Genomic DNA, 26,856 nt, shown 5'->3' with positions numbered 1-26,856 from the left:
TACTATTACTTAATTAGTAGCAGGAAGGCACATTATGTTCAAAGCGTTACTGGGCGTAGCCCGGGTTAATTTTCTTAGCCTTACTCTGGCCTGTATCGTACTGGCCGCATCGCTTAGCTGGTTCCTGCAAGGCAGCCTTTCTGTCAGCCTGTTTAGCCTGGTGCTATTTATGGCGCTGGCCGCCCATATCAGCGTCAATGCTTTTAATGAGTACTTTGATTTTAACTCCGGCCTGGATTTTCTCACCGATAAAACCCCCTTTAGCGGCGGCAGTGGCACCCTGGTGCGCCAGCCAACAGCGGCCAGTGCCACCTTAATTTTAGCCAGCACCAGTTTGCTGTTGGTTATTGGCTGTGGCTTATACCTAAGTGCGCAACTAGGCTGGCAGTTGCTGCTTATTGGTATACCCGGCGTGCTGATTATTTATGCCTACACCCAGTATATTAATCGCTCGCCTCTGCTGTGCCTGCTGGCGCCCGGGCTGGGCTTTGGCCTGTTTATGACCACAGGTGCCAGCTGGGTGTTTAGCAATACGCTTAGCAGCAGCGCAATGTTTACTGGCGCTATTGTCAGTTGCCTGGTCAGTAATCTGTTGCTGCTAAATCAGTTCCCTGATGTTGAAGCAGACCGTCAGGTCGGCCGGCGCCACTATCCAATAGTGCTCGGCAGGCAGCGTAGCGCCATTATTTTTATCGGCTTGCTGCTGTTAAGTTATCTGCTATTGCTGCTGGGTATCAGCACAGCGGCATTACCAGCGCAAAGTTTGCTGGTGCTGGTCAGCCTGCCGCTGGCGATGAAACTGCTGACGGGTGTGCAGCGAAATGCCGGACAACCACAGCAGCTTAAGCCTTATCTGGCACTTAACGTTGGTCTTATCCATCTGATTATTTTGTTACTGGCAACCGGCCTTTACTGGGCCGGCAATAGCAGCGGGGTAAACTGATGCAAACCCTGCACACTGATATTGTGGTTGTTGGCGGCGGCGGTGCTGGCTTACGTGCGGCGATAGCCGCGGCTGAAGCCGATGCTGGCCTGCATATTAGTCTGCTGTCAAAAGTGTATCCCATGCGCTCCCACACTGTGGCTGCCGAAGGCGGCGCTGCCGCTGTCACCCTGGCAGCAGACAGCGCCGCGGCCCACTTTAGCGATACCGTGACAGGCAGTGACTGGCTGGCCGAGCAGGATGTGGTTGAGTTTTTCGTCAAACACGCGTATCAGGAGCTGGTGCAACTGGAACATTGGGGCTGCCCATGGAGCCGTAAGCAAGACGGTAGCATACAGGTGCGCCGTTTTGGCGGCATGAAAACCGAACGTACCTGGTTTGCTGCCGATAAAACCGGTTTTCATATTCTACATACGCTGTTTCAAACCAGTCTGAAGTATCCGGCCATACAGCGGTTGGATGAATATCTGGTGCTGGATTTGCTGCGCGAAGATAACCGGGTCTGCGGAGTAGTCGCATTAGTCTTAAATAGCGGCGACTTGGTGCTGATCAAAGCGAAAAGTGTCATTCTGGCTACAGGCGGCGCCGGCAGAGTGTTTCACTACAATACCAACGGCGGTATTGTCACCGGCGATGGTATGGCACTGGCCTTTCGTCATGGCGTGGCACTACGTGATATGGAATTTGTGCAATATCACCCCACCGGCTTACCCGGCAGCGGCATTTTAATTACTGAAGCCTGTCGTGGCGAAGGCGCCGTGCTGGTCAATAAACACGGTTATCGTTACCTGCAGGACTATGGCCTGGGCCCTGAAACGCCGTTGGGGCACCCACAAAACAAACAGATGGAGCTGGGCCCGCGCGATAAATTATCGCAGGCGTTCTGGCATGAGCAACAGGCCGGGCGCACCGATGAGTATAATGGCCACGCCGTGGTGTATCTGGATTTACGCCATTTAAGCCGGGCGCATTTACAACAGCGCTTGCCGTTTATCTGCGAGCTGGCCCAAGCCTATGTCAATGTTGACCCGGCCAGTGCACTGATCCCCATTCGCCCGGCGGTGCATTACACCATGGGCGGTATTATGACCGACATTAACTGCCAAACCACACTACAGGGGTTATATGCTGTTGGCGAATGCGCCTCAGTTGGCCTGCATGGTGCCAACCGGCTGGGTTCAAACTCGCTGAGCGAGCTGTTAGTGTTTGGCCGGGTTGCCGGTGAGCAGGCGGCTTTACATGCCCGCACTTGTCAGGGTAGCAATAATGACACCTGGTCAGCGGCACAATATCAACGGCAGGGGCAGCAGTTAAGCCGCTGTTTTGGCAGCAATAAAGACGACAGTGTGGCCCGGCTGCGCCAGGCCATGACACTGGCAATGGAACAAGGCTGTGGTATTTACCGCGATACTGATGGCCTTACACAGTGTCAGCAGCAACTACAGGCTTTACAGGCGCGCTATCAAAACCTGAAAGTGACCGATACCAGCAAGGTGTTTAACAATGAACTGGTGCAATATCTGGAACTTGGGTTTAGCCTGGACGTAGCCCAGGCAATCTGCGCGGCGGCCCTGGCGCGCACTGAATCGCGCGGCGCTCATCAGCGGCGGGATAGCGGTATGACAGCGCGCGATGACAAAAGCTTTTTACAACACAGCCTGGCGTATTATCAGGCTGGTGCCGAGCCCATACTCAGCTGGCAGGATGTCAGCATTACCAGCCTGCCACCAGCGGAACGGCGCTACGGCAGCGCTCTAGAAACTGCACTCAACACAGCAGAACAGGCCGCCGACGCAGGAGCAAAACATGACTGAATATCAGCTACGCATTCAGCGCTATGATCCTGAGCAAGACGACACCCCCAGGTTACAACGTTATACCGTCAGTGGCGATCACACCACGTCAGTGCTTGATGCGCTGCTCAGCCTGCAGCAACAGCAAGACCCAACGCTGGCACTGCGCTGGTCTTGCCGGATGGCTATTTGCGGCTCGTGCGGTGTGATGGTAAACGGCATACCCAAACTGGGCTGCAAAACGTTTTTACGTGATTACAACGGTGTTATCGACATAGCACCGCTGGCGCACTTTGCCGTTGAGAAAGATTTAATTGTCGATATGACGCCATTTCTGGCGCATTTATCGGCCATTCAGCCGTATCTGATTAACGACAAAGATGACAAGGCCCCGCACAAGCAGACACCAGCGCAACTGGCTAAATATCAGCAATTTTCTAACTGCATTAATTGCGGCCTGTGCTATGCCGCTTGTCCACAATTTGGCTTAAACCCGGAATTTTTGGGCCCGGCCGCCATCACCCTGGCCCAGCGTTATAACCTCGACAGCCGTGATAACGGCAAAGCCAGCCGTATGAGCCAACTGAACGGCAACAATGGTGCCTGGGGCTGCACCTTTGTCGGCTCCTGCTCAGAAGTGTGCCCGAAACAACTCGACCCGGCCGCGGCGGTGAACCAGGCTAAGGTCGAATCGGCTAAAGATTTTATTATTAACCTGTTTAAAATCTAAGGAGCGTCGCTATGAGTACACCTGACAATGCGCGCAAACCCTATCACAGCAGGATGACACGCGACTGGTGGCTACAGCAGCGCTACTACCGCTTATATATGTTGCGCGAAGCCACAGTGCTGCCGTTACTTTTTTTCCTGGGCTGCCTGCTGTATGGCTTATACAGCCTGCAGCACAGTGAAATGCAATGGTTGTCATTTGCTCAGTTTATGCAACAAGGTTGGGTGATAGCACTAAATGCACTGGCACTTTTAGCCAGCCTGTACCATGCAAAAACCTTTTTTGCACTGTTTCCGCGGGTAATGCCGCTGGCACCACCGCTGCTGATGGTCGCCGGGCAATGGCTTGCCAGCCTCGCCGTTATCATAACCTTGCTATGGCTTGCCGGAGTAAGCTGATGAAGACACCTAAACGCAGTGATGAACCTATCTGGTGGGCCCTGTTTAGCGCAGGTGGTGTCTGTTTCGCGGTCTTGTTACCGGCGCTGATGCTGGTGCTGGGGATATTATGGCCACTGGGGCTGGTTAGCCCACCCTGGTTAAGTTATGCCGGTGTGTCGGCGCTGCTACACACGGCTTATGGCGTGCCGGCGCTGCTCGTTACCGCTGCCGTTATTTGCTTACCGCTGTTTCATGCTGCACATCGCATCCATCATGGCCTGCACGATCTGCAATGTGGCTACCGCCAGGCCAGTAAACTGTTGTGTTACGGCCTGGCTTTGTTGCTTAGCCTGCTGGCGCTGGCGTTAGTACTGGCAATTTAGGCGTAAGACTTAAACTTGGCTGCATCAATAATAGCCCACAGATGGGCTATGGCCGCGATGATCGCCGGGATCACCAGCCAGAACAGCGCATAGCCAACGGCACACACCACAAAAAAGATAATGGCGGCTAAGATACGCCCCTGCACCAGTTGACCTAACCCCGGAATAAACACATTACATAATGCCGCAATAACGTTACCGCCTGACCCCTGACCTGACATACAAGCTCCTTAGTTTATTGTTTTAATGTCGCAAGAAATTGTTCAGACTGTGTAATGGCGCTGTTCATATCGCCTATCAATCTGCTGATATCACGCTGCACCGAGCTGAATTCGCCTTTTAACGCCCCTATCGCTTTAGCATTAAGGTTGTGCTTTAAATACAGGGTGTTGTCTTTAAGTGACGCTAACACCGGCTGCATGCTTTGCTCAGCACGGCGCATGGTTTTTAGCAGGCTGGTATATTGGCGTTTGGTATCGGCCAGCTTTTTTGCACTGTCTTGTTTGAGTTTGGCATTGCTGTATTGGTCCAGTTCATCCTGCCATTCAGCAAACAGGGCATCTGCCACGGCTTCAATGCTGTTAATCCGCGCGCTGACATCTTCTGCAGCCTTGCTACAGGCCTGATACTCGCTGTCGGTGGCTTCGTACACCCGCTGTAAATCGCCACCGTCAAATTTGATCAGTGTGCTAAATTGCTCCAGTGCCGATGTAAACTGCTGCTGCGCCTCCTGCTGCGACTGCTGGGCTTCTTCAACCCGGTCGACCAGAATATCACGCTTATGCACGCCCACTTTTTCCATCGCCGAGTAATAAGCGCTTTGGCAGGCCGTTAAGCCAAGTAATAAAGGCAGTAAAATCAAAACAGAACGCATAATATCAATCCGTTGCTAAAACCCTGTCAGCAGATAATAGCGGCTAAGTTGTAACAGAACAAACTGTTCGTTTAGCGCAGCTGGCAGCTTACGCCGCCAGCTCCTTTGCCAGATGCAGTAATTTGGGGTAGAACTCTTTATCCAGCTGGGCCAGCTGATCCTGCTCCACCAGCACGTCATGCAAAATTTGCTCGGTGGTCAGCGGGTTGGCCAGCACGACACGAAACACTATCGTTTCCTGGCGCTGGTATTTGGCCGGGGTTAACCGGGTACGCGAGACAAAAGACTTACCTTCTTCGCGCTGGCGTTTCTGGATAAACTTGGTCAGGCCATTTAGCAGCTCGTTAAAGCGCTGCAATTGCTCCGGGCTGGCTTTAGCCATGGCTTTTTGTACCTGCGCCGGCACATAACGGTAAGTTAGCAGGCACAGCTCTGGCTCGGTTATCAGCTCAAAATCGATATTGTGTTCAATTAAGGTGGCAAAATAGCGCGCTTTTTCCAGGCTTCTGTTAATCAGAATTTCATAACCATCGCGGCCAATTACCTGCAAGCAGGCATGCACCAGCATTGCCATACCGGGGCGTGAGCCTTCCAGTGTCTGGCTGCCTAAGTCTTTTGAGCCTTTACGCAAAATGTACTCAGCATGGTGCTCAATGGCATGGGCGGCCGACGGGTGTTTAAACACCACCATGCCAGCCCCCATTGGCACATACATTTGCTTGTGCGCATCTATGGTAACTGAATCGGCGCGTTCAATACCGGCTAATAAATGGCGGTACTTTTGCGACAATAAGGTTGCGCCGCCCCAGGCGGCATCGACATGAAAATGACACTGATATTGCTCGGCCAGATCGGCCAGCTGATGCAGCGGGTCAACATTGCCGGTTTCGGTGGTGCCGGCCACGCCGACAATCGCCAGCACACGGATATTATTGGCTTTAAGCTCAGCCATTTTCTCGGCCAGCAAGGCAGTATCTATTTTATTGTCGGCGTCGGTTTTCACCGAGATCAGTGACTCACGGCCGATACCTAATACGTCAGCCGCTTTACCTAACGAATAATGGCCACGCTCAGACACCAGTATGGCCAGGCCATCATAACCATAATGTTTCATGGCCTTAAACAGGCCTTCGCGGGCAATGCCTTTAAAGTCGCCGTCAGGTTTTAGCAGGCGGTTACGCGCTATCCACAGCGCCGTAATATTGGCAATGGTGCCGCCGGAGCAAAAAGCGCCCAGCGAGTGGTTAGCGCTGTGCATCCATTTTTTATAAAAGCCGTCGCCCTCGCCGTACACCAGATGGTGCATCATGCCCAGCACCTGACGCTCCATTGGCGTAAAGGCTTTGGAGGTTTCAATTTTCACCAGATTCTGGTTTAGCCCCACCATCATTTTTGACAGTGACAGCACAAAGTACGGCAATGCTGAGGTCATATGACCAATAAAACTTGGCGCCGCGGTATGCACCGAATGCGCTACCAGCTTTTGCATCAGGCTTTCGGCGTAATCTGAGACAAAATTCGGCATTTGCGGAATTTGGTGCGCCTGAAAATCACGCTCAATCTGCCACAGCGGCTTTTCTACCGCGACGATACTTTCGCGCAAAAACCCGGCCAGATTCTGTGACAGGTTCTGCTCAATAATACTCAGGGTGGAGTCAGGTGCTTCCGGCACGGTAAAGATGCGCCATAACGCTTCTTCAGAGGCTGTTGCCTGTCGTTTGCTCGATTCTGTCATGCGCTTGCTACTCTGCATACGGTTTCAGCGGTTACTAAAACAGCCGGAAAATGGCGCTCACTTTACTGCAAGCGCCGAAAAATGTCTGCAAAAAAATCGTCCGATACTCAGGCAAAGGATCGGTTTGCCCTAAGCCAACCGTTGAACGCATGGAGGCATGAGTCGAGCCCCCAGGGACTGGGTTTACGGCGCATTGGCGTGGGCAAACCGATCCGTTGATACGTTGCTGAAACCGAATATTAGCTACGCAAGCCAATACCACGGTTAATCAGGTACATGGCATAGCTAAACAGCACCACAATAAAGCCCACTACCACGGCCAGCGCCAGCCATAAGCTGACATCGCTCACGCCCAAAAAGCCATAGCGAAACGCATTAACCATATACACCACCGGGTTTAACGCGGCGACATGCTGCCAAAAGCCCGGCAGTAAGGTGAGCGAGTAAAACACCCCGCCTAAATAGGTCAGCGGCGTTAATACAAAGGTCGGAATAATGCTGATGTCATCAAAAGTCTTGGCGTATACCGCGTTAATCAAACCGCCTAAGGCAAATAGCATTGAGGTCAGTGTCACGGTAACCACAATCACTGCCAGATTATGTATTTGAATGGTAACGAAAAACAGTGACAGGATAGTCACAATAAGCCCCACCAACATACCGCGTGCCATGCCGCCGCCAACAAAACCGAGCACGATAATATAGTTAGGTACCGGCGCTACCAGCAGTTCTTCGACGTTGCGCTGAAATTTGGCACTAAAAAACGACGATGCCACATTGGCGTAAGAGTTAGTGATCACCGACATCATAATCAGGCCGGGCACGATAAACTCCATATAACTAAAGCCGCCCATATCACCAATGCGTGAGCCGATTAAGCTGCCAAAGATGACAAAGTACAATGTCATGGTAATTGCCGGCGGCACCAGGGTTTGCACCCAGATGCGCAAAAAGCGGTTGGTTTCTTTGTCGAGGATACTTTTCAGTGCCACCATATAATTCGCTTTAATCATTTGGCACCTCCACGGCCGTTTTCTACCAGGGTGACAAACAGCTCTTCCAAGCGGTTGGCTTTGTTACGCATTGATAACACCTTAATATCCTGCGCACTTAACTGGGCAAAAATCGGGTTTAAGCCCTGCGCTTTTTCGACATCCACTTCTATGCTGTGATCATCCAGCACCCGCCAGCTAAAGCCCTCTAATTTAACCGCACCAGGATCGCCAGCTAAATCCAGCACAAAGGTTTCCAGTGTTAATTTGCTCAGCAGCGCTTTCATCGTGGTGTTTTCGATAATGCGGCCTTTATCGATAATAGCGATATTACGGCACAGCATTTCGGCTTCTTCCAGATAGTGCGTGGTAAGAATAATGGTGACGCCTTGCTGGTTTATCTGACGTAAAAACTCCCACATTGAGCGGCGAAGTTCGATGTCCACACCGGCGGTCGGTTCATCCAAAATCAGCAGCTTGGGTTCATGCATCAGCGCACGGGCTATCATTAAGCGGCGCTTCATACCGCCGGATAACTCGCGCGAGCGGGCATGGCGCTTATCCCACAGCCCAAGCTGGCCGAGGTATTTTTCCGCGCGCTCAAGCGCCAGCTTTTTCGGCACGCCATAATAACCGGCCTGATTAACGACTATCTGCAGCACGGTTTCAAACTGGTTAAAGTTAAACTCTTGCGGCACTAAACCAAGCTGGCTTTTGGCGGCTTCAAGCTCGGTATCCAGATCAAAACCGAATACCTTAACGCTGCCCTGGGTTTTATTCACCAGCGAGCTGATTACGCCAATAGTGGTACTTTTACCAGCACCGTTCGGGCCCAGCAGAGCAAAAAAATCGCCCCGTTTTACCTGTAAATCGATACCGCTTAGCGCCACAGTACCGCTTTTATATACCTTATGCAGACCCTGAATATCTAAGGCTAAACTCAATGCTGCTCTCCTGTATCTTGTCTGTTGTCATAACCCCAGCGGTTAACTAACTGATGTGGCAACTTCAAATGATCAAGAATACGTGCCACCATAAAATCGACTAAATCACTGATTTGTTTCGGCTGATGATAAAAGCCCGGCGCCGCCGGCATAATAGTAACGCCTAATTTTGCCAGCTTTAGCAGATTTTCCAGATGAATAGCGCTAAGCGGGCTTTCGCGCGGCACTAAAATTAACTGGCCGCCTTCTTTAATCACCACATCTGCGGCGCGCTCAATTAAATTATCACTGGCGCCGGTGGCAATGCTGGATACCGTGCCGGTAGAACAGGGGCAAATCACCATTTGTTTTGGCGCAGCCGAGCCCGAGGCGACCGGCGAGAACCAGTCATCTTTGCCGTACACCTTAAGCAGGCTACTGTCGCAGCCAAAGTGTGCCAGCAACATTTGTGTGCATTTATCCGGTGCCGCCGGCAGCTTAATATCATGCTCAGTGGCAAACACCACCCGGGCAGCACTGGATACCAACAAATGCACTTGCACACCCTGCGCCAACAGCAGCTCTAATAGGCGCCAACCGTAAGGCGCGCCTGACGCACCGCTAAAAGCCAGGGTAACTTGTTTTTGCGTCTGCATTAATGCTCCCATTTGCGCTTTAAGGCGCTAATCAGCTTGTCGTGTATGCCGCCAAAGCCGCCGTTGCTCATAATGACGATACTATCGCCCTGCCCGGCCTGCTCACTAAGCTGTGTCACTAAAACATCAATATCCCGGCTTAGGCTGGCTTTGGGAGCTAAAGCGCGGCTTAGCGCATCAAGCGACCAGTTAGCATTGGCCGGCTCATATAAAAACACCTGGTCGGCCAGTGCCAACGCCAACGGCAGCGCAGCCTGATGCACGCCCATGCGCATGGTATTTGAACGTGGCTCCAATACGGCCAGCACCCGGCTTTGGCCCACTTTATTGCGGATACCCTGCAAAGTCGTGCTGATGGCGGTAGGGTGATGGGCAAAATCATCATATACCTTAATACCGGCGACATCGGCTTTTAACTCCATTCGCCGTTTTGGCGCGACAAAACGTGTTAACGCATCCAAAGCAACGTTTACCGGTACACCGGCATGGCGTGCGGCGGCAATCGCCATCACGGCATTATCGACATTATGCTGGCCGCTTAACTGCCAGTTAAGCTCGCCAAGCAGCTTATCCTGTAGGTACAGCGCAAAATGGCTGCCATCAGCGCTTAGCAGTTCTGCCCGCCAGTCCTTGCCATAACTTTGCCGCTCGCTCCAGCAGCCCATATCCAGTGTCTGGCTGACAGCGGGCGTATCTTCCGGCGACAACACTAAACCATTGGCCGGTACCATACGCAACAAATGATGAAACTGGCGCTGAATGGCGGCTAAATCCGGAAAAATATCGGCGTGATCATATTCCAGATTGTTAATTACCAGGGTGCGTGGCCGGTAATGCACAAACTTAGAGCGCTTATCAAAAAAGGCGGTATCGTACTCGTCGGCCTCAATCACAAAAAACGGTGACTCGCCTAAGCGAGCCGAGCAGTCAAAATTTTGCGGGATCCCGCCAATTAAAAAGCCCGGCTTTAAACCGGCACACTCTAAGATCCACGCCAGCATCGTGCTGGTGGTGGTTTTGCCATGGGTACCCGATACCGCCAGCACCCAGCGGTCAAACAGCACCTGCTCAGCCAGCCACTGCGGGCCGGAGCTATAACGTAAATGGGTGTTTAATACATATTCTACTGCCGGGTTACCGCGCGACAAGGCATTGCCAATAATGACTAAATCCGGCGCCGGCTCCAGCTGCGCCGGGTCCCAGCCCTGTGTCAGCTCAATGCCTAGTTGCTCAAGTTGCGTGCTCATTGGCGGGTAAACATTGGCATCGGCGCCGGTAACTTTGTGGCCTAATGATTTTGCGATAGCGGCAATACCGCCCATAAAGGTGCCACAGATGCCGAGTATATGAATATGCATAAGTTATCCTGAAAATTAAGCTGCGCCATTGTAGCAAATACACACAGCAGCGCAGTAATACCTGCAATTTGTGCAGAAATTCTTTAAAATACGCCAGCCTCTGTAGCTTAAGCAAAATTATTACCGAAAAGGAACCTATCACATGCGCCGCATCTCGCCAGTACTGCAACAGGATGGAGTCGACAGCGACCTGATTTCACTGATAAAAACTATCCTGGCGGCCTGCCGGGAAATCTCTTTTCGTGTCAGCCAGGGTGAACTGGCTGGAGTACTAGGTTCTACCCTTGGCGAGAATATTCAAGGGGAAACGCAGAAAAAACTCGATATTATTGCCAATGAGCTGTTAAAAGAGGTCATTCTGGAAACCGGCGTCGTTAAAGCCATCAGCTCAGAAGAAGAAGATGACACCGTTGCCGGTAACCCCAACGGCAAGTATCTGGTGACGTTTGACCCGCTGGATGGCTCTTCCAACACTGATATCAATAGCTTAATCGGCACCATATTTTCCATTCTGCCGGCCAAAGCAGAATTGGCCGCCGACGATGCGGCACAGTTTTTACAACCAGGCAGCGCGCAGCTGGCGGCTGGCTATGTGCTATATGGCCCGTCAACGATGTTGGCATTAACTACCGGCAAAGGCACCCGGCTTTATACGCTGGATAAAACCTATGGCGGCTTTTTACTGACACAAGAGCAAGCAGCCATCCCGAAATACACCGCCGAATTTGCTATTAATATGTCAAACCAGCGTTACTGGCAGGCGCCTATGCAAGCTTATATCGCCGACTTATTAAAAGGCAAAGAAGGCCCGCGCGGTAAAAATTACAATATGCGCTGGATAGCCGCCATGGTGGGTGATGTACACCGTGTATTGTGCCGCGGCGGTATCTTTGCTTATCCGCGTGATACTAAAGATGCCAACAAACCGGATAAACTGCGACTAATGTATGAAGCCAACCCGATGAGTTTTCTGGTAGAACAGGCCGGTGGCATGAGCTCTACCGGCTATCAGCGTATTATGGACATCGTACCCACCGATATTCACCAGCGGGTGGCAGTGATATTAGGCTCTAAGCACGAAGTAGAAAGCTGTGTTGCCTATCATCAGCAATAGCCATTTTTAATTGTGGCGCTATAATAAGCGCCATTTTTTGCACTGTTTTAATGAACTAAAGGACCAGGCCATGAGCTTAAGTGATGTTGCCGCAGGTAAAAACCTGCCAGAAGAAATTAACGTTATTATTGAGATCCCGGCCAATGCCGACCCAATTAAATACGAAGTAGACAAAGATACCGGCACCGTATGGGTAGACCGCTTTATGGCGACGCCGATGTTTTATCCGTGCAACTACGGCTTTGTAAACCAGACACTGTCACTGGATGGTGACCCGGTTGATGTGCTAGTACCAACCCCTTATCCGCTGGTACCCGGTGCCGTGATTAAATGCCGCCCGGTGGGTGTTCTGTTTATGTCGGATGAGTCTGGCGAAGATGCTAAAGTGATTGCGGTACCGGTCAGCAAACTGACTAAACTGTATGACCATGTTAAAGATATTAACGATGTAGACGAATTGCTGAAAAAGCAAATTCAGCACTTTTTCGAGCGTTACAAAGAGCTGGAACCGGGCAAGTGGGTTAAAGTAAATGGCTGGGGTGACGCTGCAGCGGCCAAAGCAGAAATTCTGACCTCATTTGAACGCGCAAAACAGTAAGCTGCTTGTTTTGCTATTTAGCCCGGTGCCTACCGGGCTATTTTTTTCCTGCACTTAACACCAACTACAACAAGCATTTGCCGAAATAAAGCACTATACTGCGCTAAAACAAACTCTAATAATAACGCTACCAGCATCACAGGGGCCCGCAGTATGGATGTGTTACGACGTCTGTCTATCGCAAAGAAGATTTACCTGATCCCGCTTATCGGCACTTTAAGTTTTATTATTTATCTCATTCTGGCCAGCAATACGGCATTGAACAACGTCAGCACGCTGGAACAAACCCGGGATGTGCAATTTCCGGTATTGCAGTCAGCCCAAAGCTCGCTGGTGTTGCTGGAGCGGGTCAAAGACTCTCTGGCCAGTGCGGTCACTACAGGCGACGAAGAAGCCCTGAGCGGTGCCGCCAATTTCAGCAAGCAGTTCGCTCAGGATTTAGCACGCATTGCCCAGTTAAACCGTGATTACGCCGGTGCCGTCAGTCAGGTGCAGCAAAGCTATGATGCCTATTACCAGGTGGCGTATCAGGTGTCACAGCAGATGATCAATAACACGGCCGACTTTAGCACCCTGGCGCAACGCTCAGAAAAAATGAATGCCGACTACGACAACACTGCCCTTTTACTCGGCCAATTTCGCGACCAGCGCCTGCAGCAGTTCACGGCCAGCATTGATGATGCCAGTGAACAGGCCGGCACCCTGATCACCGTTGGTATCATTATGGGTATTATTACCACGCTGGTGTTGTTTGGCACCGCCTTCCCGGTCGCCAGCGGCATTCAAAATAGTTTAGCGAATATGATCAGTTCGTTGCAGAGCCTGGCGAAAGAAGATGGTGATTTAACCGCACGGATTGAAACCCGCAGTGTTGACGAACTTGGCGACTTGGCGCATTGGTTTAATATCTTTATGCAAAAACTGCAACATGTGGTGAAAGACATCGTTAATACTGCCGTGCCGCTTTCTGCGCTGGCAAAGGACTTACATCAGCTGACTGACGACACTAACAACACCATAGCGCAGCAGCGTCAGGCCGCTAACCAGGCCAAGCACGCTGTCGATGAGATGAGCGCCAGCGTCGTGGCCGAGGTACATAGTGCCAATGAAGCGGCAACAGCGGCTAATCAATCCAGTGACGCGGCAGATCAAGGCCAGCATACCGTTATCGCCACGGTAAAGAATATTCAGCAGCTGGCCGGCAATGTGCAGGAAGCCTCTGAGGTGATCTTACAACTGGAAAAAGATGCGAATCAGGTTGGTACTGTACTTAGCGTGATTAAGGGCATTGCCGAGCAAACTAATTTACTGGCACTGAACGCTGCCATCGAAGCCGCCCGTGCTGGCGAGCAGGGCCGCGGTTTTGCCGTGGTAGCCGATGAGGTGCGCACCCTGGCTTCGCGTACACAAAAATCAACAGAAGAAATTCAGCGCACTATAGAACAGCTGCAAACTGCTGCGCGCCAGGCGGTGCAAAAAATGCAGCAAAGCACGGCCCAGGCTGATCACAGCGTGCAGTCCGCCAATCAGGCTGGCGATGCTTTGCAATTAATCACCAACAGTATTGCGCAAATCCGCCTGATGAATCAGCAAATTGCTGACGCGACCGACGATCAGCAAAATATGGCCAGCGAAATTGTCAGTCATGTGGATGCGATCTTTAAAAATACCGAACATAGCTCAGAAAGCGCCGGCCATATCGCCAAAGCCAGCAGCGAGCTGGCGGCATTGGCACAGAACCTGGAAAGCATTACCCGCTTATTCCGGGTATAAACCTACGCACAACGTAAAAAGCCGGTTTTGCTACCGGCTTTTTGTTGTCTGACGGTGTTTGCCGCTAGCGGCAGTGATTAGCGATAGTAATTATCCGGCAGCGCAATACGGGCAACGCCAGAGGCGACAGCCGCTTCCGCCACAGCACGGGCGACGCGCGGTAGTAAGCGCGGGTCCATTGGCTTAGGGATAATATAGGTTTTACCGAAATGCAGCGCATCCACCTTGGCGGCAGTTAATACTTCCTGCGGCACCGGCTCTTTAGCAATAGCACGAATGGCATTTACCGCCGCCAGTTTCATCTCGTCATTAATCACGCTGGCACGCACATCCAGTGCGCCACGGAAAATAAACGGGAAGCACAATACGTTGTTCACCTGATTCGGATAATCCGAGCGCCCGGTGGCCATAATGATGTCATTGCGTGCCGCATGCGCCAATTCAGGTTTAATTTCCGGATCCGGATTCGAGCAGGCAAAAATGACCGGCTTATCCGCCATCAGTTTTAATGCTTCCGGCGGCAATACGTCAGGGCCGGACACCCCAACAAACACGTCGGCACCGGTTAGTGCATCTTCCAGCGTGCGTTTGTCGGTATTGTTGGCAAACAGCAGTTTGTACTGGTTTAAATCATTGCGCCGGGTGTGAATGACCCCTTTGGTATCCAGCATATAAATATGCTCGCGCTGGGCACCACACTTAATTAGCAGCTCCATACAGGCAATGGCTGCCGCACCGGCGCCCATACAAACGATGATCGCGTTTTTAATATCTTTGCCCTGAATTTCCAGGGCGTTTAGCATACCGGCAGCGGTAACAATCGCTGTGCCGTGTTGGTCATCATGAAATACCGGAATTTTGCAGCGTTTAATCAGCTCTTTTTCAATCTCAAAGCACTCCGGTGCTTTAATGTCTTCCAGGTTAATACCGCCAAAGGTATCGGCAATATTCGCTACCGTATTGATAAACTCTTCGGTAGTGCGGTGCGACACCTCAATGTCGATTGAATCCAGATTTGCAAAACGCTTAAATAACAGCGCCTTACCTTCCATTACCGGCTTAGAGGCCATAGGTCCGAGATTACCCAAACCTAATATCGCCGTGCCATTAGTGATCACCGCCACCAGATTGCCTTTAGCCGTATACTTGTACACATTGTCGATATCTGCAGCAATTTCGCGCACCGGCTCGGCGACACCGGGGCTGTAGGCTAATGCCAGATCGGTCACCGTCTCGGCCGGTTTACTGATCTCAATACTGATTTTGCCGGGTGTAGGCTCAGCGTGATAACGCAGTGCCTGTTCTCTGAAATCTGCCATAGGTTCTATCCTGCTGTTTGTAGGGCTAAGCGTATTGTTATAGTCGTATCGTCACGCTGAGGGAGGCTTATTCTAAAGAGCTGCAGCACAGAAGAGAAACAGAATCAGTCTGATCGTACCAGCGTAAAACATCAACAGACGCCATACCACTTTAGTCGTAACGGCAATTGTTATAACAATAAAACGGCTCAGCGCCAAGAGACGTCTGGCCATCTACACTCCAGATGGGGCGTAGCACTGCATACAGATGTGAACGGCAACGCATAAAGATGCCAGATTGGCTCAGCGATCGCGCTGAGCGCCATGAGTGCCATTGTCGGCAAATAGCATTTAACTACATGAAAAATAGCCATTAATTAAAATTTACTGCTATGAATACCGTGCCACAGAGCAACATAGCGGATAGATAAAAATATTTTTTTGGCTGATACCGGCTATTTGCACAAAAAACAGCCAAACGACAGGCACAAAAAAAGCACCCGCAGGTGCTTTTTTGCTGAACAGGCGGATACCGATTAACGGTTGCCCAGTACAGAGAAACGCTTTTTGAAGCGGTCAACACGGCCGCCTACGTCTAACACTTTCTGCTTACCGGTATAGAATGGGTGGCAAGCTGAACACACGTCTAAGTGGATGTCTTTGCACAGTGCAGATTTGGTTTTGAATGAGTTACCGCAAGTACAGGTTGCAGTAATTTCTTTATATTCTGGGTGAATACCTGGTTTCATGGTTTACCTCGTTAGGCCGTATCGCTATCTGGTCAATCGCTTTGCCAGACACCATACGTAATTACAGTTAATTAAGGGCGCGTAGCTTAATAGATAGCCAACCAAGTTGCAATACACAAAGCACGCTTCTGATAAATTTTGTTTTGCTTGGCATTTGCCTGCCCTGTCCTTACACTTAAACGCTGCTTGATAACCGGGAGCTGCCGTGACAGTCGTACGTGTGGCCTTGCCTGTGCCACTAAGACAACATTTTGACTACCTGATAGACCCCGCGCTGCCGGCGCAGGTTGGTTGTCGCGTGCGGGTCCCCTTTGGCAGCCGCCAGTTAGTCGGTATTATCTGGCAGTTAGCTCCGGCAGATGGCTTTGCCGTGGACAAACTCAAGCCAGTACTGGCGCTGCTGGATAGCCGCCCTGTGCTGCCAGAGCTGCTTTGCCGTTTACTCAGCTTTGCCGCCGATTATTATCACCATCCGCTGGGCGAAGTGCTAATCAGCGCCTTACCGGCACTGCTACGTGAAGGCCGTAACCTGGATGACTACCAACCCAAAGCCTATGCCCTAACCACGCAGGGACAGCAGCTAAGCGCCGATGCGCTAAAACGTTCAGCGAAACAACACGCATTATGGCAAGCGCTGCACAAGCATCCGCTCAGTGAATCTGTGCTGTTGCAGCAACACCGGCGCCCCACGTTAAAACAGCTGCTGGATAAACAGCTGGTGGCAGAACATATTGTGCCGGCCACACCTTTTGCCGCCCCGCCTAAGCCTGTCACCGGGCTAAAACTTACCAGTGCCCAGGCCTTAGCCGTCAGCGCCGTCACTCAGGCCTTTGGCCGTTTTGAACGCTTGCTATTGGAAGGCGTTACCGGCTCGGGCAAAACCGAGGTCTATCTGCAAAGCATTGCCAGCTTGTTATGTCAGCAACAGCAGGTACTGGTCATAGTGCCGGAAATTGGCTTAACACCGCAAACACTGGCACGCTTTCAGGCGCGGTTTGACGTGCCGGTACTTTGCTGGCACTCGGCACTTAGCGATAGCGAGCGCTTACATTGCTGGCTACAGGCCAGTAGTGGCGCGGCGGCCATTATTGTTGGTACCCGCTCGGCGCTGTTTTTGCCGTTCTGGCGCCTGGGGCTGATTATTATCGACGAAGAACACGATCAGTCGTTAAAGCAGCAGGACGGTTTTCGCTATCACGCCCGCGATTTAGCTATTAAACGCGCCGCCTTGCAGCACTGTCCTATTTTGCTCGGTTCAGCCACGCCCAGCCTGGAAAGTTTGCATAATGCGCTGAACAAGCGTTTTATCCATCTGCCCTTGCCTGATCGGGCGGCCGGCCAGGCGCTGCCCCGCTTTGAACTGGTTAATTTAAAGCAGCAGGTACTGCAATACGGTTTAGCCAGCCAAACCCTGGCGACGGTTAAACAACAGCTGGCACTGGGCCATCAGGTGATGTTGTTTTTAAACCGGCGTGGTTTTGCCCCGGCATTAAGCTGTCAGGAATGCGGCTGGCTGACAGAATGCCAGCGCTGCAGCGCCTTTACCACTTACCATAAACAAAGCCGGCAGTTAGTCTGTCATCATTGCGGTGCCAGCAAGGCCATCCCCCGCCAGTGCGGCAGCTGCGGCAGCACTCAGCTTAAACCCCTGGGTCAGGGCACAGAGCAGTTGGAAGAAAACCTGCAACAGTTATTCCCCGATATCGCCATTACCCGGCTTGACCGTGACAGCACCCGGCGCAAAGGTGCGCTGCATCAGGCGCTGGATGAAATACATCAACACGGCGCCCGCCTGATCGTCGGCACCCAGATGCTGGCCAAAGGCCATCATTTTCCCAATGTGAGTCTGGTGGTGATTGTTGATGTTGATGGCGCGCTATACAGCAGTGATTTTCGTGCCCCCGAGCAACTCGCACAGTTAATAACCCAGGTCGCCGGCCGCGCCGGCCGGGGCAGCAGTGGGGGTACTGTATTGCTGCAAACCCATTATCCTGAACATGCCTTGTTACAGGATATTATTCAAAACGGCTACGCCGCCTTTGCCCGCAGCGCCTTGCACGAACGGGCACAAACCTGCTTGCCTCCGTATCAACAGCTGGCCCTGTTTAGTGCTCAGGCGCATCAGTCACAGCACTGCCAGCAATGGCTGCAACAACTGGCCGAGTGCGCCAGACAATTTCCCGCCTTGCAGCTGCTGGGCCCTATCCCGGCGCCAATGGAACGCCGCGCCGGTTATTACCGCTGGCAATTACAACTGTATTGTACCAGTCGCGGTGCTATGCATCAGGCACTGACACTGTTACTGGCTGAACTGGCGAGCTGGCCACTGAGCCGGAAGATCAAATGGCAGCTGGATGTTGACCCAACCGATTTGAGTTAACCAAACCGGGACGGCCGTCAGGTTTCTTTTTCTGTGCAACCTTGTAGAATAGCCGCCAACGCTGAAGTAAGAGTAACCGCCTCCTTATGCCACAAAAAGACTATGTCAAAGCCAGCCGGCCTAAAACCAAACCGGCCAGTCGCCGCCCTGCCCGTAAAAACAGCGCGGCCAGCTCCGGCAGCACAGCAAAACCCTGGCTGTTATTAATTGTTACCGCTTTGCTGATCAGTGGCTTTGTGTATTTTCTATGGTTTTTAAATCAGCAACCCGCCGTTACCGTGACGCCGGCTAAACCGGTGCCAAGCCCGGCGAAAAAAGACGAGCTACCGGCTAAACCGGCGCAGGAGCCTTACCAGTATATAAAAGAGCTGGAAAATAAAGAGGTTAAAGTCGACGTTGCCGAACAGCAGCAAACCGGTGGCCCTTATCAGATGCAATGCGGCTCTTTCCGTGAGCAAAAGCAGGCAGAAGCGATGAAAGCACAGATCGCTTTTGTCGGCTTTAGCTCAGAAGTGCGCCGCACTGAAGGTAGCAACGGCGTTTGGTACCGGGTAGTGCTTGGGCCATACGAATCAAAACGCCAGGCCACCGCCGACCGCAACCGCTTACGCGAGCAAAGCATAAATACCTGCCAGATCTGGAACTGGTCTTGAAATTAACCTGATGCAGCCACACTTAAGGCGTTAAGTTAATTACGCCACAGGGCTTATTCATGACCACTATTGTTTCTGTCCGCCGCGATGGCCACGTTGCCATCGGCGGTGATGGCCAGGTTTCACTTGGCAACACCGTAATGAAAGGCAATGCCCGTAAAGTACGCCGCCTGTACAACAACAAAGTGATCGCCGGTTTCGCCGGCGGTACCGCCGACGCCTTTACCCTATTTGAACGTTTTGAAGCCAAGCTGGAGCTCCATCAGGGCCATTTAATGCGTGCTGCCGTCGAGCTGGCCAAAGACTGGCGCACCGACCGCATGCTACGCAAACTGGAAGCCCTGCTGGCGGTAGCCGATGCCAATACCTCACTGATCATTACCGGCAACGGTGACGTGGTGCAGCCTGAACACGACCTGATTGCTATTGGCAGTGGCGGCCCTTACGCCCAGGCTGCGGCAACCGCCTTACTGCAGAATACTGACTTAAGTGCACGTGACATCGTAGAAAAAAGCCTGACGATTGCCGGCAATATCTGCGTTTACACTAACCAGCACCAGACCATTGAAGAATTATAGGCAGGTACCCTGATGTCTGACATGACCCCAAGAGAAATCGTCCATGAGCTGGACCGGCATATTATCGGCCAGAATAACGCTAAACGTGCTGTTGCTATTGCGCTGCGTAACCGTTGGCGCCGTATGCAGCTTGATGCGGCGCTGCGCCAGGAAATTACACCGAAAAATATCCTGATGATTGGCCCAACCGGCGTCGGTAAAACTGAAATTGCCCGCCGTCTGGCGAAGCTGGCCAATGCGCCTTTTATTAAAGTCGAAGCAACCAAGTTCACTGAAGTGGGCTATGTTGGCAAAGAAGTCGAAAGCATTATCCGTGACTTGACCGACAGCGCGGTAAAGATGTTTCGTGAACAGGCCATTGAAAAAAACCGCTTTCGCGCCGAAGAAGCAGCAGAAGAGCGCATCTTAGATGTACTGCTACCGCCAGCCAAAGACAGCTGGAGCGATGCGGACAACAAGCCGGCCGCAGATAGCAATACCCGGCAAATTTTTCGTAAAAAACTGCGCGAAGGTCAACTGGATGACAAAGATATCGAGCTCGACTTAGCCCAGCCGAATATCGGTGTAGAAATTATGGCACCTCCGGGCATGGAAGAGATGACGTCGCAGCTGCAAAGCATGTTTCAAAGCCTGGGTCAGGATAAAAAGAAAAAACGTAAGCTGAAAATTAAAGATGCGCTAAAACAGCTGATTGAAGAAGAAGCCGCCAAACTGGTGAACCCGGAAGAGCTGAAAGCACAGGCGCTGGAAGCCGTAGAGCAAAACGGTATCGTGTTTCTCGATGAGATTGACAAGATCTGCAAACGCGGTGAAACCAGTGGCCCGGACGTATCTCGCGAAGGGGTACAGCGCGATTTATTACCGCTGATTGAAGGCTGCACCGTCAATACCAAACACGGCATGGTTAAAACCGATCATATTCTGTTTATCGCCTCTGGCGCATTTCAAATGAGTAAGCCGTCGGATTTAGTGCCCGAGCTGCAAGGCCGTCTGCCGATCCGCGTTGAGCTGGAAGCCTTAAGTGCCGCCGATTTTGAACGCATCTTAACAGAGCCCAAAGCCTCTTTAACCGAGCAATCTATTGCCATGCTGGCCACCGAGGGCGTGAACTTAACCTTTAGCAACGACGGCATCAAAAGCCTGGCCGCCGCCGCCTGGCAAGTTAACGAAACCACAGAAAATATCGGCGCCCGTCGCCTGTACACCGTAATGGAGCGCTTGCTGGAAGAAATTTCTTATGACGCAGCGGATCACGCCGGTGAACATATCGAAGTTGATGCCGCCTATGTAGAAAAACACTTAGGCGCACTGGTAAAAGACGACGACTTAAGCCGGTTTATTTTGTAATGCAAAACAGCGAGCCAGTCGTTGTCAGCCGGTTGCACTACCATCAGCGCAGCCGGCAGTTAGATGTCAGCTTCAGCAATGGCGACAGCGCCGGTTTCAGCGCCGAGTTTTTACGGGTGTTCTCGCCGTCGGCTGAAGTACGTGGCCACGGCAAACCGAAACTGGTCACGAATAAAAAGCAGGTCGCTATCAGTAAACTGCTGCCTGTCGGCCATTACGCGATAAAACTGGTGTTTGATGATGGCCACGACAGTGGCATTTATAGCTGGAGCTATCTGAAACAACTGGCTGAGCAACAACAGGCGTTGTGGCAAGACTACCTGCAACAGCTGCGCGCGATAAACGCGCAGCGTGATAGTTTAATTAGTATCAAGTTTCAGCCCTAGCCGCTAAAACCGGCGCAAACACCTGGCTTAAGCCTGAAACCGATCGACGGTCTGATGTAAACGCGCGGCTTGCTGCGCCACCTCTTCACTGATACTGGCGTTATGTCTGGCATGGCCATAGGTTTCATCTGACAAGTCACGTATTTTCACCACATTCTGATTCACTTCGGCCGCCACATGGCTTTGCTGTTCAATGGCAGCGGCAATCTGTGTGGTCATATCCATAATATTGGTAACGTCGCTGGTGATGTCACTGAGTAACTGCATCGCCACATTGGCTTGCCCGGCACTGTCTTCACCCTGCTGCCGGCAATCCTGTATTACCTGCACGATATTGTGCGTGCGCCCCTGCAGGCCGCCGACAATACTTTCTATTTGCCGGGTCGAATCCTGGGTGCGCATTGCCAGATTTCGTACCTCATCGGCCACCACGGCAAAGCCCCGGCCCTGCTCGCCGGCTCTGGCAGCTTCTATCGCGGCATTTAACGCCAGTAAATTAGTTTGCTCAGCAATAGCGCGGATCACATCCAGCACTGAGCCTATGGTTTGGCTATCTATTTCCAGCTCGGCCACTACATTAGTGGCATTTTGCAGCCGCTCTGACAACTGGTTAATGCGTTGCACCGTTTGCTGCACTTCAGTGCGGCCGCTTTGCGCATTTTGATTGGTAGCCTCGGCTTTGGCAGCAGTGGTTTCCGTATTCGCTGCAATTTCATTGATGGTGGCACCCATTTCCGTCACGGCGGTAGCCACCATATCGGTTTCATTTTGTTGCTGCTGCATACCGCGGCTGGTATCAGCAGTAGACTGAGCCAGCTCGTTAGTGGCCTGGTCGAGCATTTCCAGCGCCTGATTCACTGTTTTAATCAAATCCTGAAAATCGCCCAGCATGGCATTAAAATCGGTCGCAAGCCTGGTCATCTCATCTTTACCGGCAACAGCGACCCGCATACGAAAATCGTTATTGGCCCGGATAAGACCAATCGCCTGACACACTTCCATTACCGGGCGCAAAATACTGCGGCTGGTCAGCACAACTAGCAGTAAAACCGACACCAGCACCAGCACAAACACGGCAATAGCCAGCTGTTGGGTTGACGCTACGGCAGCGGTTATCGCCTGGCCTGTTTGCGACGATAATGCCTGCAGGCTACCTTCGGTGCCTTGAATCGCTTTACGCATAACGCCGGTGACGCCTTGCGTTTCATCCAGCCCCAGCTGCTGCATCGCCTTGACTAAGGCAGCAAATTGTTGCTGATATAGCTGCGCCAGCCGCTGGCTGTCATTATCACCATTAAGCTGCTGGTTTAATTGTAAAATTAGCTTGTCAAACTGCTCTGCATACGCCAGATCTTTACGCAATAAAAAGTCTTTCTCAGCCCGGCGTAACTGCAACAACAGCACGGTTAGATCATCCCGCCCCAGTATGTCAAAGCGCTGTTCCAGCTGATGCGTCGCCTGGCGAAACTCGCCGAGTAAACCCGCATTATATTGCAGGCCAATAACCTGCTGCTGCTGAACTAATTGATTAAAACTCTGCTGATAGCTTGAGGTCAGTTGCAGAAAGCTTTGCAAAGGCTGTTGGTCAATAGCATGGCGCTGCAGCAAGGTCATTAATTCGCGACTACGCTGCGCCATTTGCTGGTAATGCTGTTGCCAGCGCTGCAAGTACTTCAGATCGGTGCGCATCATAAAGTCTTTTTCATGGCGGCGGAACATCAGCACATCGGCACTGATTTGCTCTACCAGTTGCTGTGTTCTGGCCAAACTGGTCAGTTGTGCGCTTTGATAGAACAAGATCAACAGCATTATGGTCATTGCCACGACCAAAGCACCGCCATTAATAAATAACCGCTGTTTAATTGATAAACGCCGTAAGCCACTCATCACTGTCATCCGTTTTGTTAACAACTATTTTGATGATAGACCAGCGTTTGGCAAAAACCGCGATAATTTTTGCTTTGCCGGCTTATTTGAGTAAAACAGCAGCAATTATGCCGCTACCTGCCCCCAAAACCGCGCCAGCTATCACATCCAGCGGAAAATGCACGCCCAGCATGATGCGTGACAGGCCAATGGCCAGGGCCCAACTTAGCGCCAGCGGCAACCATAACGGATAATACAGCGCAATAGCACTTACCAGGACAAAAGCACCAGCGGTATGGCCGGACGGCAGGCTGAACCGATCAGAGGGAATAATATGGGCATGAATAAAAGCAGTCAGTACATCAGCAGGCCGGGCCCGCTTAATGCTGTTTTTCAACAACAAGTACAAGGGTAGTTCCAGTGCAAAGCTGCATAACAACAGCACGCTAAAAGCAGTAGCGTGTTCATTTTCCAGCAACAATAACATCAGTGCCAGTAGCAGGTAGCAGGGCCCGTCGGCCGTTTTCGACAACCAGAAACTGGCCTGTAATGCCAGTTTTGAAGAACTGTGGCTGAACAGGCGACAGAACGATGCCTGATCCCATTGCTCTAAGCGTTTCAGCAGCATAGCCTTGCCTCGTCGTCAGTAGTGACGCAGACCAGACTAACGCGGCTTTATGACACTACAATGACACCTGTTGCCGGGCAAAAGCCTGCGCATCCGGCTCTGACAAAGGCTTTGCGATAAAGTAACCCTGCACCGCATCACAAGACATCCCCTGCAGCAACTGCAGCTGCACTGCAGTTTCAACACCTTCCGCCAGAATACGTTTGCCCAGGCCATGTGCCAGCTTGATCATGGTTTTGACGATCATCATATCAGAGTCGTTGCCCGCCATATCCATGACGAAACTGCGGTCAATCTTTATTTTATCAATCGGCATCCGGCGTAAATACGCCAGCGAGGAGTAACCTGTGCCAAAATCATCAATAGACACCCGTATGCCCATCTGCTGCAGTTCCAGCACATGGTTAGAGCCTTTTTCCATATCATGCATAGCAGTATTTTCAGTGATTTCCAGCTCCAGCAACTCAGGCGATACACTATATTGCAGCAATAATTGCTGGATCTGCTGCTTTAAGCCATCCTGCTGAAAATGCAACGGCGACATATTGACGGCCAATGGCACTTGCAACGCCGACTGTCGCCACTGGCTGATGGTTTGTACGGCTTTTTTAAGTACCCAAAAATCGAGTTGTCTACTGAGCCCCAACTGCTCAACAAAAGGTAAAAACTGGCCGGGCATTAAAAAACCTTTTTGCGGGTGCTGCCAACGCACCAGCACTTCGAACGCGTCCAGTTTGTTATCACGCAAGTTAATTTGCGGTTGAAAGTACAATATCAATTCGTCATTTTGCATCGCAGATAGCAACTCAGTTTCCCAGCTGAGTAAACGTGTCGATTCATCTTCCATACCCGCCTGGTATGCCAGATGCCTGGCCTGCAAGCGCTTTGCCTGATGAAAGGCAATATTGGCCTTTTGCAGCAAACGCTCCGCACTGTCTGCATCCATTGGCGCGCAGGCAATACCTATAGTGCAACTGAGCTGCAGCGGGCCGGCGACAGTATCAAAGCGTTTTTCAACCAACTGTTGCAAATGCCGCAGTGCAAACTGCAGTTGACTGTTATTGTGAATATCTGCCAGTGCCAGCGCAAAAATATCGCCACCGGTACGCGCGATCAACGCCGGTTTTAAAATGCTGTTTTCAAAGCGTTGATTTAACTGCCGCAGCAATAAATCGCCCTGTTTTAACCCGGCGGATTCATTAATGGTTTTAAATTTATCCAGCCCCAGCATCAGCAAGTACAGCGGCTCGGCCGCCGGCTGTTGCAGTTTCTCCTGTAACTGTAACAACAGCGCATCACGGTTTAGTGCCCCGGTTAGCTGATCATAGCGGTTCAGATAACGCGCTTTCTCTGTCAGCTGCATATTGGCACTGCGCTCATGTTCATGCAGCCAAATCAGCAGCGCCAGCCCCAAACAGCACAGTAAGAACAACTCAACGCATTTATACGCTAATGTCAGTTGCACATTCGACATTTGCTCTGCACTGAGCAAACGCCAGACCGTGAAAACAATATATAATAGTCCCCACAGCAGCATGGTCACCGCCGCCAGCCGCTGCCCTTGCGATTGCTCCATCCGTTGCACCAGGCTTACCGCCGCACTTAACAGCATTACGCCCATTAGCAGCAAACGCAGATACACCTGAAAATATTCACGCCAGTCACTGGAGGTGGAGACCAGCATAAAAGGCAATACGGTGACGATACCGACAATACTAAGCAATATCAGTATTTTACGCGGCCCAATGCTCACCCAGGGCGGCACAGCCGTGCGGCGTGTTTGCATCATACCGCGCAATAAAAACACCGCAAAAGTGTAGCTGCCGGTCACCGTGATAAACTGTAACAGCTGCATCAACAGCGACGCTGTTCCCAGCAACCACTGTAGTAAAATGGCCAATTGATAGGCAGAAAACGCCAGCAGCGCAACAAACCACGAGCGAATATAGGCCTGCTGATAAATCCGGCTAAGGTTCCACAGTAGCAGGCTAAGCAACAAGGCTACGCCGACCTGGGTCAGGTAAATTGCGAGTCTGGCAAAGATTTCAGCAGCCACTATGATTACCGGTTAAGACATCTGGCCACACCTTAGCAAATAATCTGGCCTGCCGACAATACAGTAGCCAGTACAAGCATTGGAAAAGCTAATAATAATAAGTGTTTGAGCTTAATCCAGTCGGCGCTATACTGAGGAACAACGTCCCTGCATGCCGGAGTAACTGATGGAATACAACACCTCAGAATTATGTGATCTTTATGCCGATTTAGTCGATGTGGTAGAGCCGTTATTTGCCAACTACGGTGGCCGGCGCTCTTTTGGCGGTCAGATCCACACGGTAAAATGCTTTGAAGACAATGGCCTGGTGCGCCAAATGCTCACTGAGCCTGGCGTTGGTAAGGTGTTGCTGATTGATGCCGGCGGGTCTGCCCGCCGCGCCATTATCGATGCCGATTTAGCCTCTTTAGCCGCAACCAATGGCTGGGAAGGCATTGTTTGTTATGGCAGTGTACGCGATTTAGATTTGCTGGAAGACTTTGATCTGGGCATTCAGGCGGTCAATGCTATTCCGGTTGGCGCTGATGACAAAGGCGTTGGCGAAAGCGAAGTGCCGGTTAATTTTGCCGGCGTGACGTTCTTACCAGGCGATCATCTGTATGCTGACAGTACCGGCATTATTATGTCACCTGACGCCCTGGACATCGAGTAAGTACATATCGC

General features: G+C 51.6%; 26 protein-coding genes. 14 read left to right on the top strand and 12 right to left on the bottom strand.

Features of this window, described 5'->3' with window-relative positions; translation table 11 throughout:
• Window positions 1-34: 34 nt before the first annotated feature.
• Genes EYB30_RS03665 through frdD form a run of 5 tightly spaced genes read left to right on the top strand, consistent with a single transcriptional unit; the run spans window position 35 to window position 4,229 of the window.
• The gene (locus EYB30_RS03665; protein ID WP_166837200.1) at window positions 35-943 is read left to right on the top strand and encodes a prenyltransferase; all 909 of its coding nucleotides are present in this window, start codon (window positions 35-37) and stop codon (window positions 941-943) included.
• Window positions 943-2,757, top strand: a complete 1,815-nt coding sequence (frdA, locus tag EYB30_RS03660) for a fumarate reductase (quinol) flavoprotein subunit (protein WP_166837198.1) — start codon at window positions 943-945, stop codon at window positions 2,755-2,757. Before EYB30_RS03665 ends, frdA begins: the two co-directional genes overlap by 1 nt.
• Window positions 2,750-3,466, top strand: a complete 717-nt coding sequence (locus tag EYB30_RS03655) for a succinate dehydrogenase/fumarate reductase iron-sulfur subunit (RefSeq protein ID WP_166837196.1) — start codon at window positions 2,750-2,752, stop codon at window positions 3,464-3,466. The genes frdA and EYB30_RS03655 overlap by 8 nt, the downstream gene beginning before the upstream one ends.
• Window positions 3,467-3,477: 11 nt before the next feature.
• Window positions 3,478-3,864, top strand: a complete 387-nt coding sequence (locus EYB30_RS03650) for a succinate dehydrogenase/fumarate reductase transmembrane subunit (RefSeq protein WP_166837194.1) — start codon at window positions 3,478-3,480, stop codon at window positions 3,862-3,864.
• Window positions 3,864-4,229 (top strand): fumarate reductase subunit FrdD, encoded by a 366-nt coding sequence (gene frdD, locus EYB30_RS03645; protein ID WP_166837192.1) that lies wholly within the window; start codon window positions 3,864-3,866, stop codon window positions 4,227-4,229. The genes EYB30_RS03650 and frdD overlap by 1 nt, the downstream gene beginning before the upstream one ends.
• On the opposite strand, the gene EYB30_RS03640 is transcribed toward frdD, so the two are convergent.
• The 7 genes from EYB30_RS03640 to mpl all read right to left on the bottom strand — a co-directional run bounded on the left by EYB30_RS03640 (window position 4,226) and on the right by mpl (window position 10,767).
• Window positions 4,226-4,450, bottom strand: a complete 225-nt coding sequence (locus EYB30_RS03640; protein WP_166837190.1) for a hypothetical protein — start codon at window positions 4,448-4,450, stop codon at window positions 4,226-4,228. The genes frdD and EYB30_RS03640 overlap by 4 nt on opposite strands.
• A gap of 14 nt (window positions 4,451-4,464) precedes the next feature.
• Window positions 4,465-5,103 carry a DUF2959 domain-containing protein gene (locus EYB30_RS03635; protein WP_166837188.1) on the bottom strand — a complete coding sequence of 213 codons (639 nt, stop codon included), beginning with the start codon at window positions 5,101-5,103 and terminating at the stop codon, window positions 4,465-4,467.
• 88 nt (window positions 5,104-5,191) lie between these two features.
• Window positions 5,192-6,838: a pyridoxal-dependent aspartate 1-decarboxylase PanP gene (panP, locus tag EYB30_RS03630; protein WP_166837186.1), complete on the bottom strand. Its 1,647-nt coding sequence runs from the start codon at window positions 6,836-6,838 to the stop codon at window positions 5,192-5,194.
• Between the two features lie 239 nt (window positions 6,839-7,077).
• Window positions 7,078-7,851 carry an ABC transporter permease gene (locus tag EYB30_RS03625; RefSeq protein WP_166837184.1) on the bottom strand — a complete coding sequence of 258 codons (774 nt, stop codon included), beginning with the start codon at window positions 7,849-7,851 and terminating at the stop codon, window positions 7,078-7,080.
• Complete coding sequence (locus EYB30_RS03620; RefSeq protein WP_166837182.1) at window positions 7,848-8,774, bottom strand: ABC transporter ATP-binding protein; 927 nt, start codon at window positions 8,772-8,774, stop codon at window positions 7,848-7,850. Before EYB30_RS03620 ends, EYB30_RS03625 begins: the two co-directional genes overlap by 4 nt.
• Window positions 8,771-9,409 carry a flavin prenyltransferase UbiX gene (locus EYB30_RS03615; RefSeq protein WP_166837180.1) on the bottom strand — a complete coding sequence of 213 codons (639 nt, stop codon included), beginning with the start codon at window positions 9,407-9,409 and terminating at the stop codon, window positions 8,771-8,773. Before EYB30_RS03615 ends, EYB30_RS03620 begins: the two co-directional genes overlap by 4 nt.
• On the bottom strand, window positions 9,409-10,767 hold the full coding sequence (mpl, locus tag EYB30_RS03610) for a UDP-N-acetylmuramate:L-alanyl-gamma-D-glutamyl-meso-diaminopimelate ligase (protein ID WP_166837178.1): 1,359 nt from the start codon (window positions 10,765-10,767) through the stop codon (window positions 9,409-9,411). Before mpl ends, EYB30_RS03615 begins: the two co-directional genes overlap by 1 nt.
• 142 nt (window positions 10,768-10,909) lie before the next feature.
• Between mpl and EYB30_RS03605 the strand changes: the two genes are divergently transcribed.
• The 3 genes from EYB30_RS03605 (at window position 10,910) to EYB30_RS03595 (ending at window position 14,252) form a co-directional block, all read left to right on the top strand.
• Complete coding sequence (locus tag EYB30_RS03605) at window positions 10,910-11,881, top strand: class 1 fructose-bisphosphatase (protein WP_166837176.1); 972 nt, start codon at window positions 10,910-10,912, stop codon at window positions 11,879-11,881.
• 70 nt (window positions 11,882-11,951) lie between these two features.
• On the top strand, window positions 11,952-12,479 hold the full coding sequence (ppa, locus tag EYB30_RS03600; protein ID WP_166837174.1) for an inorganic diphosphatase: 528 nt from the start codon (window positions 11,952-11,954) through the stop codon (window positions 12,477-12,479).
• A gap of 153 nt (window positions 12,480-12,632) precedes the next feature.
• Complete coding sequence (locus EYB30_RS03595) at window positions 12,633-14,252, top strand: methyl-accepting chemotaxis protein (RefSeq protein ID WP_166837171.1); 1,620 nt, start codon at window positions 12,633-12,635, stop codon at window positions 14,250-14,252.
• 77 nt (window positions 14,253-14,329) lie between these two features.
• Here EYB30_RS03595 and EYB30_RS03590 read toward each other — a convergent pair whose 3' ends face one another.
• Together EYB30_RS03590 and rpmE are read right to left on the bottom strand one after the other, a co-directional pair.
• Entirely contained in the window at window positions 14,330-15,571 is a 1,242-nt protein-coding gene (locus tag EYB30_RS03590; RefSeq protein WP_166837168.1) for a malic enzyme-like NAD(P)-binding protein, read from the bottom strand.
• 515 nt (window positions 15,572-16,086) lie between these two features.
• On the bottom strand, window positions 16,087-16,299 hold the full coding sequence (gene rpmE / locus EYB30_RS03585) for a 50S ribosomal protein L31 (protein ID WP_092792296.1): 213 nt from the start codon (window positions 16,297-16,299) through the stop codon (window positions 16,087-16,089).
• A 205-nt stretch (window positions 16,300-16,504) separates the two neighbouring features.
• Here rpmE and priA point away from each other — a divergent pair, with 205 nt between their 5' ends.
• The 5 genes from priA to EYB30_RS03560 all read left to right on the top strand — a co-directional run bounded on the left by priA (window position 16,505) and on the right by EYB30_RS03560 (window position 21,643).
• Window positions 16,505-18,679, top strand: coding sequence for a primosomal protein N' (gene priA, locus EYB30_RS03580; RefSeq protein WP_166837166.1), 2,175 nt, complete (start codon window positions 16,505-16,507; stop codon window positions 18,677-18,679).
• A gap of 86 nt (window positions 18,680-18,765) precedes the next feature.
• Window positions 18,766-19,332, top strand: a complete 567-nt coding sequence (locus EYB30_RS03575) for an SPOR domain-containing protein (protein WP_166837164.1) — start codon at window positions 18,766-18,768, stop codon at window positions 19,330-19,332.
• Between the two features lie 59 nt (window positions 19,333-19,391).
• On the top strand, window positions 19,392-19,910 hold the full coding sequence (gene hslV, locus EYB30_RS03570) for an ATP-dependent protease subunit HslV (protein ID WP_166837162.1): 519 nt from the start codon (window positions 19,392-19,394) through the stop codon (window positions 19,908-19,910).
• A 12-nt stretch (window positions 19,911-19,922) separates the two neighbouring features.
• Window positions 19,923-21,257 carry an HslU--HslV peptidase ATPase subunit gene (gene hslU / locus EYB30_RS03565; protein ID WP_166837160.1) on the top strand — a complete coding sequence of 445 codons (1,335 nt, stop codon included), beginning with the start codon at window positions 19,923-19,925 and terminating at the stop codon, window positions 21,255-21,257.
• Window positions 21,257-21,643 (top strand): gamma-butyrobetaine hydroxylase family protein, encoded by a 387-nt coding sequence (locus tag EYB30_RS03560; protein ID WP_166837158.1) that lies wholly within the window; start codon window positions 21,257-21,259, stop codon window positions 21,641-21,643. Before hslU ends, EYB30_RS03560 begins: the two co-directional genes overlap by 1 nt.
• Before the next feature lie 27 nt (window positions 21,644-21,670).
• On the opposite strand, the gene EYB30_RS03555 is transcribed toward EYB30_RS03560, so the two are convergent.
• The 3 genes from EYB30_RS03555 to EYB30_RS03545 all read right to left on the bottom strand — a co-directional run bounded on the left by EYB30_RS03555 (window position 21,671) and on the right by EYB30_RS03545 (window position 26,193).
• Entirely contained in the window at window positions 21,671-23,530 is a 1,860-nt protein-coding gene (locus tag EYB30_RS03555) for a methyl-accepting chemotaxis protein (protein ID WP_166837156.1), read from the bottom strand.
• Between the two features lie 82 nt (window positions 23,531-23,612).
• Complete coding sequence (locus EYB30_RS03550; RefSeq protein WP_166837154.1) at window positions 23,613-24,137, bottom strand: phosphatase PAP2 family protein; 525 nt, start codon at window positions 24,135-24,137, stop codon at window positions 23,613-23,615.
• 55 nt (window positions 24,138-24,192) lie between these two features.
• The gene (locus EYB30_RS03545; RefSeq protein WP_166837152.1) at window positions 24,193-26,193 is read right to left on the bottom strand and encodes a putative bifunctional diguanylate cyclase/phosphodiesterase; all 2,001 of its coding nucleotides are present in this window, start codon (window positions 26,191-26,193) and stop codon (window positions 24,193-24,195) included.
• Between the two features lie 166 nt (window positions 26,194-26,359).
• Here EYB30_RS03545 and rraA point away from each other — a divergent pair, with 166 nt between their 5' ends.
• Window positions 26,360-26,845, top strand: a complete 486-nt coding sequence (rraA, locus tag EYB30_RS03540) for a ribonuclease E activity regulator RraA (protein WP_166837149.1) — start codon at window positions 26,360-26,362, stop codon at window positions 26,843-26,845.
• The last annotated feature ends 11 nt before the right edge of the window (window positions 26,846-26,856 follow it).

The sequence above is a fragment of the Rheinheimera pleomorphica genome, assembly GCF_011634895.1.
Lineage (GTDB): Bacteria > Pseudomonadota > Gammaproteobacteria > Enterobacterales > Alteromonadaceae > Alishewanella > Alishewanella pleomorphica.
This window is presented reverse-complemented; position numbering and strand designations above follow the sequence as displayed.